Source organism: Symbiobacterium terraclitae (assembly GCF_017874315.1).
Lineage (GTDB): Bacteria > Bacillota > Sulfobacillia > Symbiobacteriales > Symbiobacteriaceae > Symbiobacterium > Symbiobacterium terraclitae.
The window spans coordinates 25,523-44,064 of the sequence record NZ_JAGGLG010000036.1 but is presented as its reverse complement, the minus strand read 5'-3'; the positions used below and the strand labels follow the sequence as shown (position 1 = coordinate 44,064).

The following is an 18,542-nucleotide window of genomic DNA, read 5'->3' as shown; positions in this document are numbered from 1 at the left end:
ATCGACTCGGAGTGCTTGACGAAACGCCGGATGCGTGACCCGCATGTCCGGTGTTGTGAGAGGCCGTAGGGCGACCCTACGGTCTACTCGATCGCTTCTCGCGGCATCGTATCCCGCACGAAGGGCTCCCCGGGCAGATCGGCTGGCAGTGCGAACAGCGCATCGTCGAGCGGCACGGTCTCGATCTCCAGCACCACCATGGTGACCTGCGGCTCTCCGCCGGCCGCCTGGCGGACCCGCAGCGGGAAGCGCGTCTCGTCGTCGATCCAGTAGATGGTGGTCGCGAGTCCCTCGGTGAGTGCGTAGACGGTGGCCCTGCGATTGTCCACCGAAGTCTTCCCGGACACCTTCCCTCGCTGGATGACGCGCTGGGTGTGCAGTTCGGCGATGAACGGGGCGGGCGCGCAGGTGAGTGCGGGGTCCAGAGGCCCAACGGTCTCAAGGCCCTGATGTCTCGGATGTGCCAGGGTATGGTCAGCTTGATAATGAGAACCGTTCGCAAGTATAATCGATGAAGTGACACCCTGCGAGGGGAGATCAGCATGCGAGATGGCACCGGTCACGCCGGCCTGCAGTACCGGGGCGAGGAGCGGGTCCGGGTGGGCGCCCGGCGGGTCGTGGAGGTCCCTGCGTCCCGGCACGGCCGGCTCGTGTGGTCGGGCGGCGGCCTGGTCCTGATGGGCGAGGGGCTGCGCGGGCGGTGGGTCTGCCGGCTCGGCCTGGCGGAGATGCTCCTCATCTGCCCGGGTGAGCGGGTGCGGGTGCGGAGCGCAGGCGACCACGGGTGTGAGCTGCGCCTCGTGGAGTTCGCGGTGCACGGCGCGGGGCTCAGGCAGTGGATGTACGGCACGGGCGCGCCGGTGGCGGTGCGCGTTCCGGGGGCAGCGCGCATGCTCGACGCACTCTCCGGGGCCGAACCCGCACCGGGCTGGGCCCAACCGGCGTGGGCGGCGGCACTTGGCGAGGCCGACCTGGCGGAGGCTGCGGTGCACTTCCGCGCCCAGGCGCTGCTCTACGAGCTGATGGCCGCCTACCTGAGCGGCGTGCGCGCGCAGAAGACAGCCAGCCCGCTCCTGGCCTACGCGGAGCAGGTGCGCAGCCAGATGGCCGCACGCTGCGAGCAGGAGTACAACGTCGAGGAGATCGCCCGTGGGTCCGGCGTCAGCCCGCACCGGTTCTACCAGGTCTTCCGGGAGATGACCGGCCTGACGCCCCACAAGTACCTGACCGCGCTGCGGCTGCGGCGGGCGCTCCGCCTCCTGGCCGGCGAGCACCGTTCGGTGGCGGACGTGGCCCACGCGGTGGGGTACCAGGACGAGCTGTACTTCAGCCGGGTGTTCAAGCGGGAGCTGGGCGTGGCCCCCAGCGCCTTTGCACAGCTCGCCCGAACCCTGGACGTGGCCGGGGTGTCCGACGGCGACCTCGCCATCTTCGGCCTCGCCGCCCGTCCGGGCCGAGCCGGGACGAGGCAGGGTGGCGGCGTGAAGCAAGCAGACGTCAGCGAGGGCGACCTCACCTGGCGGCAGCGGGTGGAGCGGCTGGGGCGGCGGCTCGGCCTCGAGGGCGTGGCCGCCCACTGGCTCGGGCTCATGGAGCGGCGGCTGTGCCACCTCAGGGGCCTCGTGCGCAGCCGCCTGGGCGAGGCGCCGCTGATCGTGGCGGCGGTGGAAGAGGAGGGCCTCCTGGTCTTCGGGGGAAGGCATCCTGGCCTGGGCGACCTGCTCTACGGCTCCGCCGGATTCACGCCGAGCGCGGCGGTGCGCGGGCTGCGCGAGACGCGCCTCGCGTCGCCGGGCGACCTGGCGGCGCTCGGCTGCCGGTGGGCGCTTTTCCTGCTGCGGGAGGGCCGCCGGGCCGGCGACGCGGAGGAGGCCTGGCTGGCGACGACGGGCGGGGAGCCCGGCGTGCAGTTCCTCACGGTGCCCTGGACGGGAGGGGACGACGCGGACGCCTGTGAGCGGTTGGTGGAGCAGCTGACCCTGCGCCTCCTCGCGCAGGAAGCGGCAGACCATACGCGACAGCAAGGATGTTCCATACGCATCTGAGGAAAGTCCATTTCTCCCCACCGGCGGGTGCGATAGAATCAAGTTGATGAGAATGATTATCGCTCGCAGAACAGAGAGGACGACGCAGTGATGGGTGTGCGGCCGCAGTGAAGAGATCGCTCGTGATACCGGTACTCGCCGTTCTCCTCGTGCTCCTCACGGCTGTCTCGCTGTTCGTCGGGGTCTCCGACATCCGGCCGGCCGATCTCTTCCGCCTCAGCGAGGACCAGTGGACCGTGCTCGTGACCAGCCGGTTTCCCCGCACCGCGGCGATCGCCCTGGCCGGGATCGGCATGGGGGTCTCGGGGCTGATCATGCAGCAGCTCTCCCGCAACAAGTTCGTCTCACCCACCACGGCGGGGACGGACGACTCGGCCCGGCTCGGCATCCTGGTGGCGATGATCCTGTTCGGCTCGGCCTCGATGATGCAGAAGATGATGCTGGCGCTGGTCTTCGCCCTGGCCGGCACGCACCTGTTCATGCTGATTCTGGACCGGGTGAAGCTCAAGGACGCGATCTTTATCCCGCTCGTCGGCTTAATGTTCGGCAATATCGTGAGTTCAATCACAACGTTCTACGCCTATCGGTACGACCTGCTGCAGGCTGTCACCACCTGGCTTCAGGGCAACTTCGCCCTGGTGATCAAGGGGCGCTATGAGCTGCTCTACCTGGCGGTGCCCGCGGTGATCGCCGCCTATGTCTACGCAAACCGGTTCACCATCGCCGGCATGGGCGAGGACTTCGCCACCAACCTGGGGCTGAACTACCGGCGGGTCGTGAACGTGGGGCTCTCGCTGGTGGCGCTCATCTCGTCGCTGGTGATCCTCACCGTCGGCCTGCTGCCCTTCCTGGGGCTGATCATCCCCAACCTGGTCTCGCTCTTCCAGGGCGACCACCTGCGGCGGAACCTGCCGCTCACCGCGCTGGTGGGTGCGGTCTTCCTGCTGGCCTGCGACATCGTCGGGCGGGTGATCATCTACCCCTATGAGGTGCCCATCGGCCTGACGGTCGGCGTGATCGGAAGCGGGATGTTCCTCTACTTGCTATGGAAGGGACAGCGGACCAGTGAAGCATGAGCGTAAGACCTTCGTCATCCTGGGCATCGTCACGCTGCTGGCGCTCACCGTCGTCTGCCTCTACCTGTTCGTCCCGCTGAAGGGCAACATCCAGTACATCCTGCGGCTCCGCATGTTGAAGGTGCTGGCCATCACGCTGACCGGGGCCGCCATCGCCTACTCCACGATCATCTTCCAGACGATCACCAACAACCGGATCCTGACCCCGTCCATCATCGGCATGGACGCGGTCTACCAGCTCTTCCAGACCGCGCTGGTCTTCCTCTGGGGCACCACGACGCTCCAGTTCGTCGACCAGCAGGTGAACTTCGCCCTCACGCTGGCCCTGATGATCGGGTTCGCCCTGCTGCTGTACCAGGCGCTCTTCCGCAGGGACGGCACCAACCTCCACTTCCTGCTGCTGGTGGGCATCGTCATGGGCACGCTGTTCGGGAGCCTCACGACCTTCCTGCAGGTGCTGATCGACCCCAACGAGTACAGCGGCCTCCAGTCCCGGCTCTTCGCCACCGTGAGCAGGGTGAACACCAACCTGCTGGCCCTCGGCGCCGCCGTGATGATCCCCGTGATGCTGTACGGCCTGCGCCACGTGCGGGTGCTGGACGCCATCGCCCTGGGCCGGGACCACGCCATCAACCTCGGCGTGGACTACGGGCCGGTGGTCAGACGGATGCTGATCATCGTCGCCGTCCTGATGGCTGCCTCCACGGCGCTGGTGGGGCCCATCACCTTCCTGGGGCTGCTGGTGGCCAACGTCACCTACCACCTGGTGGACACCTACCGGCGGGGACCGATCATCGCAGCCGCCGTCGCCGTGAGCGTGATTTTCCTGGTCGGTGCACAGCTGATCATGGAGCGCGTGTTCGTCTACTCCACGCCGGTCAGCGTGATCGTCAACTTCGTCGGCGGCGTCTACTTCCTCTACTTGGTTCTGAAGGAGAGAGCGGCATGGTAAGGGTGAAGGGCGTCTCCAAGTCCTTCGGGTCAAAGCGGGTGCTGAGCAACGTCTCGCTGGATGTCAGAAAGGGAGCGGTCACCACGCTGATCGGCCCCAACGGCGCGGGCAAGAGCACCCTGCTCTCGCTGATGAGCCGTCTGCTCCCCAAGGACGAGGGGCAGATCCTGATTGACGGCCGGGAGATCGGCAGCTACCGCTCCGAGGAGCTGGCCCGGCGCCTCGCGATCCTGAAGCAGACGCACCACCTGAACATCCGCCTCACCGTGCGGGAGTTGGTCGAGTTCGGACGGTTCCCGTACTCCAAGGGGCGCCTCACCCGGGAGGACCGGGAGAAGGTCGACGCCGCCCTGGCCTGGATGGAGCTGGGCGACATCCAGCACAAGTACGTGGACCACCTGAGCGGCGGCCAGCGGCAGCGGGCGTTCATTGCCATGGTGCTGGCGCAGGACACCGAGTACGTCCTCCTGGACGAGCCGCTCAACAACCTCGACATGAAACACGCGGTGCAGATCATGCGGATCATGCGCCGCATGGTCGACGACCTGGGGAAGACGGTGGTGCTGGTGCTGCACGACGTCAACTTCGCCTCGGCCTACTCCGACTACATCGTCGCCCTGAAGGACGGCCAGGTGGCCGCCGCCGGGACGCCCGACCAGCTGATTCGCTCCGACGTGCTGGGCGAGATCTACGAGATGGAGATACCCATCGAGACCGTGAGTGGCTGCAGGGTCTGCATCTACTTCACCGGCCAGCAGGTCGCTGCCCTCTGAGGTATGCATGACCCAAATCTGAACCATGAGGTGGTTTCCGATGAAGCGCAAGGTTTCCCTGGTCAGCATGCTGCTCCTTCTGGCTCTCCTCGTCGCCGGCTGTGGCGGCGCCGCCTCCGGCCCGCAGTCCGGTTCCAGCACCGTCCCTGCCTCCAGCGGCAGCGAGTCAACCGGCCAGCAGCGTGCACAGGGGGCCTCGGAACAGGCTCCGGCCCCTGCGTCCCAGCAGCCGACTGAGATCATCGTGACCCATCAGCTCGGTGAGACCGTCGTCCCGGTGAACCCGGAGAAGGTCGTCGTCTTCGACTTCGGCATCCTGGATACCCTCGATCTGCTCGGCGTGGAGGTGGCGGCCGTTCCCAGGGCGAACCTGCCGCCGTACCTCTCCAAGTACGACGACGGCAAGTACGTCAACGCCGGCACCCTCTTCGAGCCCGACTTCGAGGCGCTGAGCGCCCTGGATCCCGACCTGATCATCATCTCGACCCGCACCGCACCGCAGTACGACGCCCTGAAGGAGCTGGCCCCCACGATCCACCTGGCCGTGGACACGGCCGACTACATGGGCTCCTTCAGGAAGAACATGGAGTACATCGGCGCCATCTTCCAGAAGGAAGAGCAGGTCGCGGCCGAGCTCAAGAAGATCGACGACATGGTGGCCGAGGTGAAGCGCAAGGTCGAGGGCTCCACTGAGAAGGCCCTGATCCTGCTCTCCAACGACAAGGCGATCAGCGCCTACGGCCCCGGCTCCCGCTTCGGCCTGATCCACGATGTGCTGGGCTTCCCGGCCGCCGATGACTCGATCCAGGCCAGCACCCATGGCGACAGCGTCTCCTTCGAGTATGTGAAGGAGAAGAACCCCGACTACATCTTCGTCATCGACCGGGCCGCGGTGGTCTCGGGCGGCGGCCAGCTGGCCAAGGACACCCTGGACAACGACCTGATCAAGCAGACCAACGCCTACAAGAACGGCAAGATCATCTACCTCGACCCGAACTACTGGTACCTCTCGGGCGGCGGGCTGGTATCGGTGGGCGAGATGGTGAAGGAGATCGCGGCGAGCGTAGACTAGCGCCTGGCGCGTCCGGCGGCCCCGCCATTCACGGCGGGGCCGCAGCGCGTGTGGCACCACTCGGCGCAGGCGCGCATAGGCTGGGCCGCCACGTAACAGGCTGAAGCCGAGAGGAGTGCCGAGCGCATGAGCCAGCGAGGGGCCACGAGCCACTTCTTCGCGGGGGCCAACACCCCGCAGGGTTTCTACTCACGCTACGATCAGATCGCCCCGTCCGCCCGGACCAAGGTGATCATCCTCAAGGGCGGACCCGGGACCGGCAAGTCCACGTTCCTGAAGGCGATCGCGGAGGCCGTGCTGGAGCGGGGCCACGACGTGGAGTACTTCCACTGCTCCGCCGACAACGCGGCCATCGACGCCATCTACATCCCCGCGGCGGACGCCGCCCTGATGGACGGCACCGCACCCCATGTGGTCGACCCCCAGTTCCCCGGGGCGGTGGACGAGATCATCAACCTGGGGCAGTACTGGGAGGAGCCGGCGCTGCGGGCGAAGGAGGTCCGGGAGCGGATCGTCCGGCTGACCCGCGGCTACAAGTTCTGGTTCAGGCGGGCGAACGACGCCCGCCGGGCCGCGCTGGCCTGGCTGGAGGAGTGGGCGGCCTACCACCGGGAGTGCCTGGACACGGCGCGGGTCTACGCCGCCAGCGAGGCGGTCATCGAGGCGGTGGCGCCGGCAGGCGGCCCGGGCCGCGCAGGCGACATTCCTGACGGGCAGCCGTTCGGGGGTCCGGCACCGGGCGCCCAGGAGCGGCCGTCCGCCGGGCGGGTGCGGCGGCTGTTCGCCTCGGCCATCACCTACGACGGCGAGCGCAGCTGGCTGGACTCGCTCTTCGACCGCCTCGACCGGCGCGTCGTGCTGGTGGGGCCGCCCGGGACGGGCAAGAAGACGATCCTCGGGCGGGTTGCGGACGCCGCCCTGGCCCGGGGCTACCGCCTGGACGCCTTCCACTGCACGATGTACCCGGAGCGGGTGGACCACGTGCGGGTGCACGACACGGCGGCAGGGGTGCTCACGTCGTTCTGGCCCCACGAGTACACACCGAAGCCGGGCGACGAGGTGATCGACACGGGCGAGTTCGTCGACCGGGACAGGCTGTCGGCCTTCGCGACGGAGATCGCCGCGGCCGAGGCGGCCTACCGGACCGCCATCCAGCGTGAGATGCACCACCTGGGCCAGGCCAAGGCGCTGCACGACGAGCTGGAGCGCTGCTACATCCCCCACATGGACTTCGCCGCCATCGCGCGGGTGAGGGAGGAGACCCTGGAGCGGATCCTGGCCATGATTGCAGAGCGGGAGAGGGAGTAGTGACCCCAAGCTGAACGAACGGGCGCAACGTTCCCTGGTTGACCGGGCTGTGGGTCCGGCAATCAGGGAACGTTGTACGTCAAAGTGCGAGAGTCTGCTCTCGCCATTGCACACAATTGCATAGCAAAATGAATTGTACGTCTTCGGGCTAGACGGTAACATGCAACTAGATAGTCGATAAGGACGTTACGTGAGTGGATCAACAAGCAACGCCTGGGTTTTCGGGCATACGTGCATGGATGGGGAGCCGTACTTCGACCAGCATGGGTCTGCGATTGGAGTTGGACCGACATGACATCCGTAGCCTGGAAGCAAGGGCCGTGTAGGGAGTGATCCAGTTGGGTTCGCCTCGCAAGCTCCTGGGCCTGCTGGCGCTGCTGCCCGCGCTCGGCGGGTGTGCCGCCCTGAGCCAGCCAAGCAGCCCTGAAGCGGTTGTGGACGCCTACTTTGCGGCAGTGAAGGACCTGGACTTCGAGCGCGCCCGGCAGTATGTGGCGGAGGACGCTCGAGTAGGCGACCTCCCGTCGCCGTGGCCGCAGGATGTCCCGGTGGAACCGCAGGTTGTCTGGATCGAGTGGGAAGCGGGCGAAGCGCTCGCCCGACTCGGGGAAGCCCAGTTTGCGCGGCTGGAAATCGCGCTCGATGGGTCGACCATCACGGGTGATGCAGCCACTGTAAACTACCACATCACCCAGAGAGTGCCTCACCCAAGCGAAGAGGACATGGCAGACCTGACACGGGCCCTCGCGGCCGCGGATCCCGCACGCTACCCCGAGGTCATCGTTGACTGGTAAATTGACCTGCTCGACGCTGCGGAGGCTGTGACCAGGAGTTACGACGGGGTGGCCCGCCTGATCAGGGTTGACGGGAAGTGGCGGATAGAGTCGACGTCTGTGTCGCTGAACGATGTTCTCCGTAACCCGGATGGGGGCTAGAATGCGGTGGATATGCCCCGGCCCCGGCTGCGCGGGTTCGATCGCGCACCAGCGCGCTCCGGCTCCCTCAGGGCGGCAGAGATTGGGGTCCCTCTGCGTCTGACCCACCGCCGGCCGCATCTTGCAGATGGCGCACCAGCGTGCGCTCCAGTTCCCTCAGGGCGCTGACCATCTCCTCCCGCAGCCAGTAGCGGGTGCGGGAGTGGGCAAAGTAGCGCAGCGCCAGCAGGACGGCCCGCGCCTGGGGGAGCGCCAGGTGCAGGTCCGCCGGCCGGACCGTGTGGGGGAGCGTCACCAGCAGGTCCCGGACGGCCTCGACCTCGGCGACGGCCAGGTCCATACGGGCGACCTCCAGCGCCACCTCCAGGGAGCCTTTGAGCAGGAACGGGTTCGCGACCCTGACGGAAAGCGTGGACATAGGACATACCCTCCTCTCGTCAGGAGGGTATGTCCACGCGTTTGGGCAACATACCAGGCGCCTGGCAGCAGGTTTCGACCGGGGAGACCGTGAAACTCCTTACACCTGGTGGCCACCGGCCTGGCCATCCAGACGGCGCAGCCCACTCGCCCGGGCTGCGTGGCGCAGCAGGTTGGTGAGGGCCGTGGCCTCCTCGCTGCGGGGCACCGCCCGCAGCAGCAGGGCGCGCAGTCTGGCCGCCGCCTGGGCGCGGCGGGTCTCGCTGCCGCCCGGGTAAAGGGCCTGCAGCAGCGCGTCGACGGAGGCGAAGAGCGCCTGGAGCTCCGCACCGGACGCCGGCGGGGACGCCTCGGCCCCCGCAGGCGCAGCGTCACGGGCATCGGCGGAGCCCGCCGCCATCCAGAGCTCGTAGGCGACCACCAGCGCCGCCTGGGCCAGGTTAAGCGAGCGGTTGAACGGGTGCGTCGGGATGCAGATGATCCCGTGGCAGCGGTCCAGGGCGGCGTTGGGCAGCCCGTCCTGCTCCGGGCCAAAGAGGATGGCCACCCGCCGCTGCCGGGCGCCCGCCAGCACCGCCGGCGCGGCATCGCGGGGTGCGTAGACCGGCCGGGCGACCTCCCGGGGGCGGCCCGTGGTGCCCAGCACCAGGCCGCAGTCGGCCAGCGCCGCGTCCAGCGTGGGGAAGCGGCGGGTGCGCTCGATGAGCGGCTCGGTGTGGTGCGCGATGCCCGCGATGCGGTACGGGTCGAAGGCCGCCGGCTCCACCAGGCGCAGGTCGGACAGCCCGAAGTTGGACATGGCGCGGATGATGGCCGCCACGTTCACCACGTCCTGCGGCTGGTAGAGCACCAGGGCCACCGCGTCGAGAGGGTGCGTGCCGTGTTCCATGTGTCCATCCCTTTCCTGCTTCGTCCTCTAGCATTGCCCATGTTCGCCGGGCTGCGCTCCCGGGCCTGCCGAACCTTTCAGCCTGCGGGAGAATCTATTCGAGTGGAGTGAAGCATAATGAACTACCTGGTCGTCATTGTGTTGGCAGTAACCGCAATCGTGGCCGTCCTCGTCATCCGTACCCGGCACGACCGGGCGCTGCTCACCGACGAGGTGCGGCGGCGGGGCGGGGAGGTGCTCCGCCTCCAGCGGGTCCGCAGGGGCAGCCCCTTCCCGGACACCGGACGCGGCTGGTGGGCCTGGAAGGTGGAGTGGCGCGACGCCGGGGGGGAGCGTGTCTCCTGGGCGCTGACGACCAGGGACGGCCTGGGGGAGTGGAGGGATTAGCTTGCTGCGGGCGACGGCGGTGACCCTGACCCTGAGCGTGACCGACCTCGAGGAGGCCCTGACCGGCTTCGCGGCGGGGTCGGTGCAGGACCTGCGGATCGAGTTGGAGACCGGTGCGCTGATCCTTCGGCTGCGGGTGCCGGTGGAGGCCGTCCGCATGGCGGTTCCGGTCGAGCTGCGCTTCAGCGTCCTCGCTGCGGCCGGCAGCCTGATCAAGCTGGGGGTGACGTGGACGAACATGGGCCTCCTGCCGGGGTTCGTGAAGGAGAAGGCCCTGCAGAAGGCCTTCGAGGCGCTGCCCGGCGAGTACCAGGACGGGGTCTGGCGGCTCGACCTGACCGAGGTGCTGGAGCACGTGCCGGTGAGCTTCCGGCTCAGGGGCGTGCAGATCGACCGCTCGGCCGTCACCGTGGAACTGGCCGACGTGATGGCCTTTCCCATCGACCCCTCCGGACTGGGCACCGTGGAGCCCGGAGCCCTGGTGCCGGTCCCCAGCCAGGAGGAGCAGTCGATTCCCGAACATCAGGGCTTCTACCAGAACCTGCGGGAGCAGGTTCGCCGCTACGCAAGCAGCATGGCGCCGAAGTGGGCGCAGCCGCTGATCCCGTGGCTCCTGGCGGTCCCGGACTTCTTCGTCATGCTGGTGCGGCTGGCCCGGGATCCGCGTGTGCCAGCGGGTGCCAAGGTAATCGCCGGGGCGACGGTGGCCTACTTCATCTCACCGATCGACCTCATCCCCGACCCGCTGCCGCTGATCGGCGAGATCGACGACCTGGGCCTGGCGCTGCTGGCGGTGGACCAGATGGCCAAACTGGTGCCGCGCGAGGTGCTGCAGGAGGCCTGGCCGGGCGAGGGCGACGTGCTGGAGCTTGTGCGCGAGGGCCTTGGCCTGATCACCCGGGTCCTGCCCAACCGGGTTCTGACCTCGCTGCAGAAGGTGCTGAACCGGTCGGCCTAGCTTGGTGGAGAGCCCTTGCGCCCATCCCTGCCGCACCAGCGTCACGGGGGTTACGCCGCAGCCGGGGCAGGGAATCGGTGGGTAGGATGTCGAAGAGGAACCCCGCCCCGAAGCGGGCAGAACCTGAAGCGGACGGCACGCAGATCGGGCACAACCTGAAGCGGAAGACACATAGATCGGGCAGAACCTGAAGCGGACGACGCGCAGACCGGGCACAACCTGCATCGGCACAAGTCAGAGCAGCAGCCATCGAGGTCAAGGAGCAGCAGCGCTCGATCCCTCGATGGCTGTTCTGTGTCTGCCCCACGACCGTGCCGCCGCTGTGGCTGTGGAGGTGGCACCCGTGCTCAGGCAAGTGTTCCTGCGACTCTTGCTTACCGCCTACGGCGTGACGGTACTGGGCTTCGCCGTGTTCGCCCTGACCACCGCTGCGCAGGGGCGGGAAAACCTTGGCGGAGTCTGGCTCGGCATCGGCGCCATGGCCCTCAGGGCCCTGCCTCCCGCCCTGGCCGGGGCAGCGGTCTTCACGCTGCTCCACCGGTTGGGTTCCCGCCTGTGGCGGCAGCCGGGCGGGCGGTTCCTTTTCACGTTCCTCTGCGCGGCCATCGGATACGCGTACGCGATGTACGTAGCCCTGCGCTGGCTGATGTTCTGGCCGATCGTCGTCATCGCCGTCGGCATTGCAGCCTGGACGGCCGCCCGCTCAAGCCGGGACGGGCGGCTGTGGCCGGCGGTCTGCCTCGCGGCGGGCTCGGCCGTTGCGGCTGGCCTGATTGAGGCCTACCTCATCAGCCTGCTCTGAACGCAGGGATCGCCAAATCACCCGGGTGCCCGCTTTTCAGCGCGGCCGTGGCAGGGAATCATTGGGCAAGAGGTCGAAGTAGAGTCCCAGGATTTGGCCCCCGAAGGAGGACATACATCACATGAACGCTCCACAGCGCGACCAGCTGCTCGCAGAAGGCGTCGTTGCCAAGTTCCTGCGCTATGTGCAGGTCGATTCCCCCTCGGGGCAGGGCGAGGGTGTCCCCAGCACCGAGGAGCAGTGGGCCATGGCCCGGCTGTTGGAGGCCGAACTGAAGGCCATGGGCCTCAGCGACGTCAAGGTGGATGATCACGCCATCGTGACCGCCAGGCTGCCCGGGAACCGGGAGGGCGCACCGACCATCGGGCTCCTGGCGCACTTCGACACGTTCCCCGGCACGCCGGGCCACGGCGTGAAGCCGCTGGTGCACCGGGCCTACGACGGCGGCGAGATCCGGCTGCCCGCCGGTCCCGTGCTGCGGCCCGAGGAACTCCCGGGCCTCCGGCGGTGCGTCGGCCACGACATCATCACCTCCGACGGCTCCACCCTGCTGGGCGCAGACGACAAGGCCGGTGTGGCAGAGATCATGGAGATCCTCTGCCGCCTGATCCGCCAGCCGGAGATCCCCCACGGGCCGATCCTGGTGGGGTTCACGCCCGACGAGGAGACCGGCAGGGGTGTGCGCAAGTTCGACGTGGCCTCCTTCCCGGCGGTGGCGGCCTACACCTTCGACGGCAGCGCCGCGGGCGAGGTGGAGAGTGAGAACTTCAACGCCCGTAACCTCAAGGTGACGATTGCGGGCCGGAGCGCCCACACCGGCACCGCCAGGGGCGTGATGATCAACGCCGTTCAGCTGGCGGCGGAGTTCATCTCCTCCATTCCGGCCACGATGCGGCCCGAGACCACCGACGGGTACGAGGGCTTCATCCACGCCGACGCGGTCTCCGGCAACGTGGAGGAAGTCACCGTGAAGCTGCTGCTCAGGGACTTCAGCGAGGAGGGCATCGCACGTCAGCAGGCGATCGTCGAGAGCCTGCTGGCCGGGCTCGAGCAGCGGTACCCCGGCGCCCGCACCAGCTGGGAGCAGACGGGCGGCTACAAGAACATGAAAGCGGGGGTCTCCCGTGACCCCCGGGTGGTGGAGCTTGCCCTCAAGGCGGTGCGGGAGGCCGGGCTGGAGCCGGTGCAGAAGCCGATCCGCGGCGGCACCGACGGTTCGGTGCTCACGGAGATGGGTCTGCCCTGCCCCAACCTCTTCACCGGCGGCATGAACTACCACAGCCGCACCGAGTGGGCCTCGGCCCAGTGGATGGAGAAGGCGGTGGAGGTCGGTCTGAACCTGGTGCAGCTCTGGGCGGCCGAACGGGCCTGAACGGCGGAGAAGGGGGCTCACGCCCCCTTCTTCTTCGGCTTCTCCCCGCCCACCAGCTGGGACGGGATGGACGCACCCGAGGCCAGGCGCAGGGTGACCTCCTCGCCCGGCACGATCTCGCCCCGGATGCCGAGCCACTGCAGCGCCTCGCGCACGGCCTGCTGGTCCTCGTCGCTCTCCACGTAGAAGGAGAGGACCTGGCCGGTGGCCTTGCTGGCGGCGAGCAGGAGGGTCCAGCCGTTGCCGGCGCGGCGCGCCAGCCGGTAGGTCTGCGGAGGGGCGTCCTGGTTGGGGTGGCGGAAGGCCCAGTAGCGGCCCTTGGGGCTCGACCCGGCGAACTGGGCGGCCTCCAGGGCCTTGCGGACGAGCGATGCCATCGGCGCATTCCTCCCATCGGGTTGGGTCCTGAGAGAACACATTGACATTCCCACTTTAACAAAAGAGGTCGGACAGGTGAAGACCTGGCCGGCGCGAAGGAGATGACCAGCTTGGGCGTTTACGAGCACAAACACGAGGCCGAGACCCATGTCCAGCAGCTGGCCGCAGGCGTCATAACAGTGAGCGACACCCGCACCGAGGCCACGGATGAGTCCGGCCGGCTCCTGCGGGAGCTGGTCGAGGCGGCCGGGCACCGGGTCGCGCGCTACCGCATCGTGCCGGATGAAATGGGGGCCATCCGGGGCGCCGTGGTGGAGTTCGCCCGGGCGGTGGACTTCGTCATCCTCACCGGGGGGACGGGCATGACCCCGCGCGACGTGACCATCGAGGCGTGCCGGCCGCTCTTCACCAAGGAGCTGGAGGGGTTCGGGGAGCTCTTCCGGCTGCTCTCCTTCCAGGAGATCGGCTCGGCGGCCGTCATGTCGCGGGCGGCCGCCGGGGCGATGGGCCGGGTGATGCTTTTCTGCCTGCCGGGCTCGAAGGCGGCGGTGCGCCTGGCGACGGAGCGGCTGATCCTGCCGGAGATCAAGCACCTGATCAGCCACATCCGCAAGGCCTGAGTCTTCGCTGGGTGCGCGCAAGAGGGGGAGGCAAGGAACATGGCAGAGGCTCCTGGTACCCTGGAGGGCTGGTTCGTCCTCCACGACTTCCGCCGCATCGACTGGGCCGCGTGGAACCGGCTCAGCGAAGGCCAGAAGGAGGAAGCCATCGCCGAGGCGGAGGCGTTCCTCAAGGCTGCGGAGGCGGTGAGCGACGCCCCGGAGGGCAGCAGCGCCGCCTACGCGATCATCGGCCACAAGTCGGACCTGCTGCTGCTGCACCTGCGCCCTGACCTGGAGGCGCTGCAGGCGCTGGAGAGCGGGTTCAGCCGGACCGCACTGGGGAGTCTGACGAACCAGCCCTACTCCTACTTCTCGGTCACCGAGCTCTCGCTGTACGAGGCGAGCGCCCGCGGCGGCTCCACCGACCCGGAGGAGCTGCTGAAGAACCCCGCCATCGTGCGGCGCCTCAAGCTGCAGGTCCCCGACCACCCGTACATCTGCTTCTACCCGATGAACAAGCGGCGGGGCGAGACGGTGAACTGGTACACCGCCCCCATCGAGGCGAGGCGGGCCATGATGCGGCAGCACGGCGAGACGGGCCGCAAGTACGCCGAGCAGATCACCCAGATGGTCACCGGTTCCACGGGGCTGGACGACTGGGAGTGGGGGGTGACCCTGTTCGCCCGGGAGGTGCTGCCCATCAAGAAGCTGGTCTACGAGATGCGGTTCGACGAGGTCTCGGCCAGGTACGCGGAGTTCGGCCCCTTCCAGGTCGGGCGGCGGGTCGCACCGGGCGATCTCGCCGGCGTGCTGCTGGGGCGGTAGGCGGAGCGGACGAACACGGGAAGCGCAACGCACCGGAGCCGATCACGGCCTCCGGTGCGTTCCGCTGTGTGCAGGTCCGTACCGCTGCGCCATCTCCTCCAGCCGCGCCACGGCGGCCCGGGCGCACGCCTCCAGCTCCCGCGTCTTCGAGAGCCACCGGTACGTCGAGCGGAAGATGTCGGGCTCGCCCGGTGGCACGCTGTCGATGGCGGCGTGCGGGTCGGCGGCGTGGTCCGCCTCGAGCTGCCGGAACATGTGGAGGATGGTCATCACGTTGTACCCGGCCCGCCTGAGGGCCCGGATCACCGCCAGGCGGCGCAGCTCGGCCGGGCCGTAGACGCGGTACCCGCTGGATGGGTGGCGGGGAACCGTCAGGAGCCGGTTGCGGTCCCAGTTGCGCAGGGTGTGGGGGGTGACGTTCAGGAAGGCGGCGGCCTCGCGGATGGTCATGCCGTCGGGTGGTTCGGCGCCGGGTGCTGGGTCTTCCCGGTCGCGGGAGGCCGCGCACCCCGGGGGGGTTCGGGCCGTTTCGCCAGGGTCGGTCTGGGAGGCTCCGCCTGCCGTGGCCCACTCGGCCAGCAGGTCGGCCGCACGCTCCGCCCGGCGTCGCTCCTCGGCGATGCGCGCCAGCATGTCCGCGGCGCACCGGCGGGCGGCCGGGAAGTCGCCCCGGGCCGCATGGCGTGCTGTATCCAGCGCGGCCTGGCGGATGACGCCCCCCGTCCACGAGCAGCGCATCAGCTCGACCACGAGCACGGCCTGGTCCACGTGCCGGGGGGTAAAGGCGCGGTAGCCGTTGGGCAGGCGGTCCGCCGGCGGCAGCAGCCCGTGTTCCTCGTACAGGCGCACGGTGTTCGGGTGAATCCCCGCTGCCCTGGCGACATCCGATGTGCGAAGCGGCTTCATGGGCATCCTCCATGTGCATGCCCCCAAACCCTCCACTTGGGCACGAAGGTTGGGGTGCAGTGGTAGAATCAGCGGTAGCCGATTCGAGAGGAGCGGAGACCAGATGCCAGGCGAGATCGTGATCCACGGCGCCCGAACCCACAACCTGAAGAACGTCACCGTGCGCATCCCGAAGGAGAAGCTGGTGGTGATCACCGGGCCTTCCGGGTCGGGCAAGTCCGCCCTGGTGCTCGACACCCTGGACAAGGAGGGGCAGCGCCAGTACATGGAGGCCCTGGGCTGGTTCTCCTACGGCCTGGCACGCCCCCCGGTCGACCGCATCGAGGGGCTGGCACCCACCGTCAGCGTCGACCAGCACCTCACCAACCGCACGCCGCGCTCCACGGTGGGCACCGAGACCGACATCTACACCTACCTGCGGGTACTGTTCGCCAAGATCGGGCACCGTCCCTGTCCCGGCTGCGGCCGGGACGTCGCGCCGCCCCACTGGACGGTCGTGGACGTGACCCACGACGCCGAAGACCCCGACGCGCCGGGCACGTTCCCCTGCCCGCACTGCGGCGCCGCGCTCCCCGAGCTGAGCATGGCCCACTTCTCCTTCAACAAGGTGGCGGGCGCATGCCCCACCTGTACGGGCCTGGGTGTGATCAACCAGGTGGACGTGAGCCACCTGATCGACGAGAGCCGGTCCGTCCGTGAAGGGGCGGTCCGCGGCTGGGTGCCGGCGATGGTCGAGTACCAGATCCCGAACCTGTTGCAGGCCGCCGCGCACTACGGCTTCACCTTTGACCCCGACCAGCCGGTGGCCGAGTTCGGCCCGGTGCAGCGCGACCTGCTGCTCCACGGCGTGCTGAGCCCCCAGTTCCGCCGCCACTTCCCCGGGGTGGAGCCGCCGGCCACCGCCAGGGCCGGCCGCTTCGAGGGCGTGGTCACCAACTTCATGCGCCGGTACGCCGAGCGCATCGGGGATGCCAGGTACCGCGAGAAGATGGAGCGGCACATGCACAGCGAGCCCTGCCCCGACTGCGGCGGGAGCAGGCTGCGCGCAGAGAGCCGCGCCGTCACGGTGGCCGGCCGCACCATCGTGGAGCTGGCGCACGAGCCGCTCACCGACCTCGCCGACTGGGTGGACGGGCTCACCGAGGCCCTGGAGCCCGCCGAGTGGCGGATGGCGCAGACGCTGGTAAACGAGCTGCGGGTGCGGATCCGGCGGGTCCTCAACGTGGGCGTGGGCTACCTCACCCTGGACCGGGCGGTTCCTTCACTCTCCGGCGGGGAGGCGCAGCGGCTCCGCCTGGCCGCGCTGCTGGGCTCCGAGCTCTCCGGCGTCATCTACGTGCTGGACGAGCCCACGGTGGGCCTGCACCAGCGGGACACGCACATGCTCGTAGAGATCCTGCGCCACCTGCGGGACCTGGGCAACACCGTGGTGGTGATCGAGCACGACCTGGACGTGATCCGCGCCGCCGACCACGTGATCGACATCGGGCCGGCGGCCGGGCGGGGCGGCGGCTCGGTGGTGGCCGCAGGGACGCCGGAGGAGGTGGCCCGGGTGGAGGGGTCGCCCACCGGCCGCTTCCTGGCCGGGGTGGACGAGGTCCCGCTGCCGCCGTCCAGGCGGACGGCCGGCGGGCCGGCCCTGCTGATCCGGGGCGCCCGGGCCCACAACCTGAAGGACGTGGCGGTGCGCCTGCCGCTGGGGGCCCTGGTGGCCGTCACCGGTGTCTCGGGCTCGGGCAAGTCGACGCTGGTCTTCGACGTTCTGGGTCGGGCGGCCCGGCGGCGGTTCACCGGCGCCGGAGACCCGCCGGGGCGGCACGATGGCATCGACGGGTGGGAGCACCTGGACCGGGTCGTCACCGTGGACCAGGAGCCCATCGCGCGGCGTGCGGGCTCCAACGTGGCCACCTACACGGACGTCTTCGCCGCCATCCGCAAGGTCTACGCCGGCCTGCCCTACGCGCGGGAGCATGGCCTCACCGAGAGGCACTTCTCCTTCAACGTGCCCGGCGGCCGGTGCGAGAAGTGCCAGGGGGCCGGCGTGCTGACGGTCTCCATGCACTTCCTGCCCGCCGCCGAGGTGCGCTGCCCGGCCTGCCGCGGGCGGCGGTTCAAGGAGGAGGTGCTGGGGGCCCAGTATCGGGGCTGCAGCATCGCCGACGTGCTGGAGATGACCGTGGCGGAGGCCCTCGAGGTGTTCGCCCGGGTGGCGCCTGTGCGCGACCGGCTGACCCTGCTGGCGGAGTGCGGTCTCGGCTACCTGACGCTGGGGCAGCCCGCCACGACCCTCTCGGGCGGCGAGGCGCAGCGGGTGAAGCTGGCCCGGGAGCTGGGCCGGCGTGGGGTGGGACGGACGCTCTTCCTGCTGGACGAGCCCTCGCAGGGGCTCCATCCCGCCGACACAGCCCGCCTGCTCGCCCTGCTGCAGCGCCTCGTGGACGCCGGACACAGCGTGGTGGTGGTGGAGCACAACCTGGACGTCGTGAAGGCGGCCGACTGGGTGATCGACTTGGGGCCGGAGGGCGGCGCGGCCGGCGGCCGCCTGGTGGCCGAGGGAACGCCGGAGCAGGTGGCGGCATGCGAGGACTCGCACACCGGCCGGCTCCTGCGCCCGCTGCTGACGCCGTGATGGTCTACGCCCGCCCGGCTGGGAGACCGGCGGGCCTCTGGCTGCACCCCGCACGCCCTTCGGGCTGCAACGCGGGCTGCCCGTTTTGCCAAGGCACTGACAACTCAGTCAGGCGGTGTGGGTTGTGGGATGAGTGACAGTCTAAACGAAATCCAGTAGAATATAGTGGTGTAGAATACCCCGGAGGCCAGAATCGGGGACCAACCCCGCGGTTGG

General features: G+C 69.0%; 19 protein-coding genes. 14 read left to right on the top strand and 5 right to left on the bottom strand.

Annotation, left to right across the window (positions count from 1 at the left end):
* Positions 1–83 precede the first annotated feature (83 nt).
* Positions 84–329 carry a hypothetical protein gene (locus J2Z79_RS16225; RefSeq protein WP_209467951.1) on the bottom strand — a complete coding sequence of 82 codons (246 nt, stop codon included), beginning with the start codon at positions 327–329 and terminating at the stop codon, positions 84–86.
* 213 nt (positions 330–542) lie between these two features.
* Here J2Z79_RS16225 and J2Z79_RS16220 point away from each other — a divergent pair, with 213 nt between their 5' ends.
* The 7 genes from J2Z79_RS16220 to J2Z79_RS16190 all read left to right on the top strand — a co-directional run bounded on the left by J2Z79_RS16220 (position 543) and on the right by J2Z79_RS16190 (position 8,020).
* Positions 543–2,045 carry a helix-turn-helix domain-containing protein gene (locus J2Z79_RS16220; RefSeq protein ID WP_209467950.1) on the top strand — a complete coding sequence of 501 codons (1,503 nt, stop codon included), beginning with the start codon at positions 543–545 and terminating at the stop codon, positions 2,043–2,045.
* Positions 2,046–2,152: 107 nt separating this feature from the next.
* On the top strand, positions 2,153–3,121 hold the full coding sequence (locus tag J2Z79_RS16215) for an ABC transporter permease (protein ID WP_209467949.1): 969 nt from the start codon (positions 2,153–2,155) through the stop codon (positions 3,119–3,121).
* Complete coding sequence (locus J2Z79_RS16210; protein ID WP_209467948.1) at positions 3,111–4,073, top strand: iron chelate uptake ABC transporter family permease subunit; 963 nt, start codon at positions 3,111–3,113, stop codon at positions 4,071–4,073. Before J2Z79_RS16215 ends, J2Z79_RS16210 begins: the two co-directional genes overlap by 11 nt.
* On the top strand, positions 4,067–4,846 hold the full coding sequence (locus tag J2Z79_RS16205) for an iron ABC transporter ATP-binding protein (RefSeq protein WP_209467947.1): 780 nt from the start codon (positions 4,067–4,069) through the stop codon (positions 4,844–4,846). Before J2Z79_RS16210 ends, J2Z79_RS16205 begins: the two co-directional genes overlap by 7 nt.
* Before the next feature lie 40 nt (positions 4,847–4,886).
* Positions 4,887–5,918 (top strand): siderophore ABC transporter substrate-binding protein, encoded by a 1,032-nt coding sequence (locus J2Z79_RS16200; RefSeq protein WP_209467946.1) that lies wholly within the window; start codon positions 4,887–4,889, stop codon positions 5,916–5,918.
* A gap of 126 nt (positions 5,919–6,044) precedes the next feature.
* Positions 6,045–7,226 (top strand): PRK06851 family protein, encoded by a 1,182-nt coding sequence (locus J2Z79_RS16195; protein WP_209467945.1) that lies wholly within the window; start codon positions 6,045–6,047, stop codon positions 7,224–7,226.
* 329 nt (positions 7,227–7,555) lie between these two features.
* Complete coding sequence (locus J2Z79_RS16190; RefSeq protein ID WP_209467944.1) at positions 7,556–8,020, top strand: hypothetical protein; 465 nt, start codon at positions 7,556–7,558, stop codon at positions 8,018–8,020.
* Positions 8,021–8,228: 208 nt separating this feature from the next.
* Here J2Z79_RS16190 and J2Z79_RS16185 read toward each other — a convergent pair whose 3' ends face one another.
* Together J2Z79_RS16185 and J2Z79_RS16180 are read right to left on the bottom strand one after the other, a co-directional pair.
* A complete protein-coding gene (locus tag J2Z79_RS16185; protein ID WP_209467943.1) occupies positions 8,229–8,579 on the bottom strand; it encodes a hypothetical protein in 351 nt (116 codons plus the stop codon).
* Between the two features lie 99 nt (positions 8,580–8,678).
* Entirely contained in the window at positions 8,679–9,467 is a 789-nt protein-coding gene (locus J2Z79_RS16180; protein ID WP_209467942.1) for an RNA methyltransferase, read from the bottom strand.
* 117 nt (positions 9,468–9,584) lie between these two features.
* Here J2Z79_RS16180 and J2Z79_RS16175 point away from each other — a divergent pair, with 117 nt between their 5' ends.
* The 4 genes from J2Z79_RS16175 (at position 9,585) to pepT (ending at position 12,986) form a co-directional block, all read left to right on the top strand.
* A complete protein-coding gene (locus tag J2Z79_RS16175) occupies positions 9,585–9,854 on the top strand; it encodes a hypothetical protein (protein ID WP_209467941.1) in 270 nt (89 codons plus the stop codon).
* 1 nt (position 9,855) lies between these two features.
* Complete coding sequence (locus J2Z79_RS16170; protein WP_209467940.1) at positions 9,856–10,812, top strand: YkvA family protein; 957 nt, start codon at positions 9,856–9,858, stop codon at positions 10,810–10,812.
* 343 nt (positions 10,813–11,155) lie between these two features.
* Positions 11,156–11,614: a hypothetical protein gene (locus J2Z79_RS16165; RefSeq protein WP_209467939.1), complete on the top strand. Its 459-nt coding sequence runs from the start codon at positions 11,156–11,158 to the stop codon at positions 11,612–11,614.
* Between the two features lie 121 nt (positions 11,615–11,735).
* The gene (pepT, locus tag J2Z79_RS16160; protein ID WP_209467938.1) at positions 11,736–12,986 is read left to right on the top strand and encodes a peptidase T; all 1,251 of its coding nucleotides are present in this window, start codon (positions 11,736–11,738) and stop codon (positions 12,984–12,986) included.
* 17 nt (positions 12,987–13,003) lie between these two features.
* On the opposite strand, the gene J2Z79_RS16155 is transcribed toward pepT, so the two are convergent.
* Positions 13,004–13,363 (bottom strand): hypothetical protein, encoded by a 360-nt coding sequence (locus tag J2Z79_RS16155; protein ID WP_209467937.1) that lies wholly within the window; start codon positions 13,361–13,363, stop codon positions 13,004–13,006.
* A gap of 111 nt (positions 13,364–13,474) precedes the next feature.
* Here J2Z79_RS16155 and J2Z79_RS16150 point away from each other — a divergent pair, with 111 nt between their 5' ends.
* Both J2Z79_RS16150 and hemQ read left to right on the top strand, forming a co-directional pair.
* Entirely contained in the window at positions 13,475–13,984 is a 510-nt protein-coding gene (locus tag J2Z79_RS16150) for a MogA/MoaB family molybdenum cofactor biosynthesis protein (protein WP_209467936.1), read from the top strand.
* 39 nt (positions 13,985–14,023) lie between these two features.
* The gene (gene hemQ, locus J2Z79_RS16145; RefSeq protein ID WP_209467935.1) at positions 14,024–14,791 is read left to right on the top strand and encodes a hydrogen peroxide-dependent heme synthase; all 768 of its coding nucleotides are present in this window, start codon (positions 14,024–14,026) and stop codon (positions 14,789–14,791) included.
* A 42-nt stretch (positions 14,792–14,833) separates the two neighbouring features.
* On the opposite strand, the gene J2Z79_RS16140 is transcribed toward hemQ, so the two are convergent.
* Complete coding sequence (locus J2Z79_RS16140) at positions 14,834–15,697, bottom strand: MerR family transcriptional regulator (RefSeq protein ID WP_209467934.1); 864 nt, start codon at positions 15,695–15,697, stop codon at positions 14,834–14,836.
* Positions 15,698–15,800: 103 nt separating this feature from the next.
* On the opposite strand from J2Z79_RS16140, the gene uvrA reads away from it, so the two are divergent.
* Positions 15,801–18,326 (top strand): excinuclease ABC subunit UvrA, encoded by a 2,526-nt coding sequence (gene uvrA, locus J2Z79_RS16135; RefSeq protein WP_209467933.1) that lies wholly within the window; start codon positions 15,801–15,803, stop codon positions 18,324–18,326.
* The last annotated feature ends 216 nt before the right edge of the window (positions 18,327–18,542 follow it).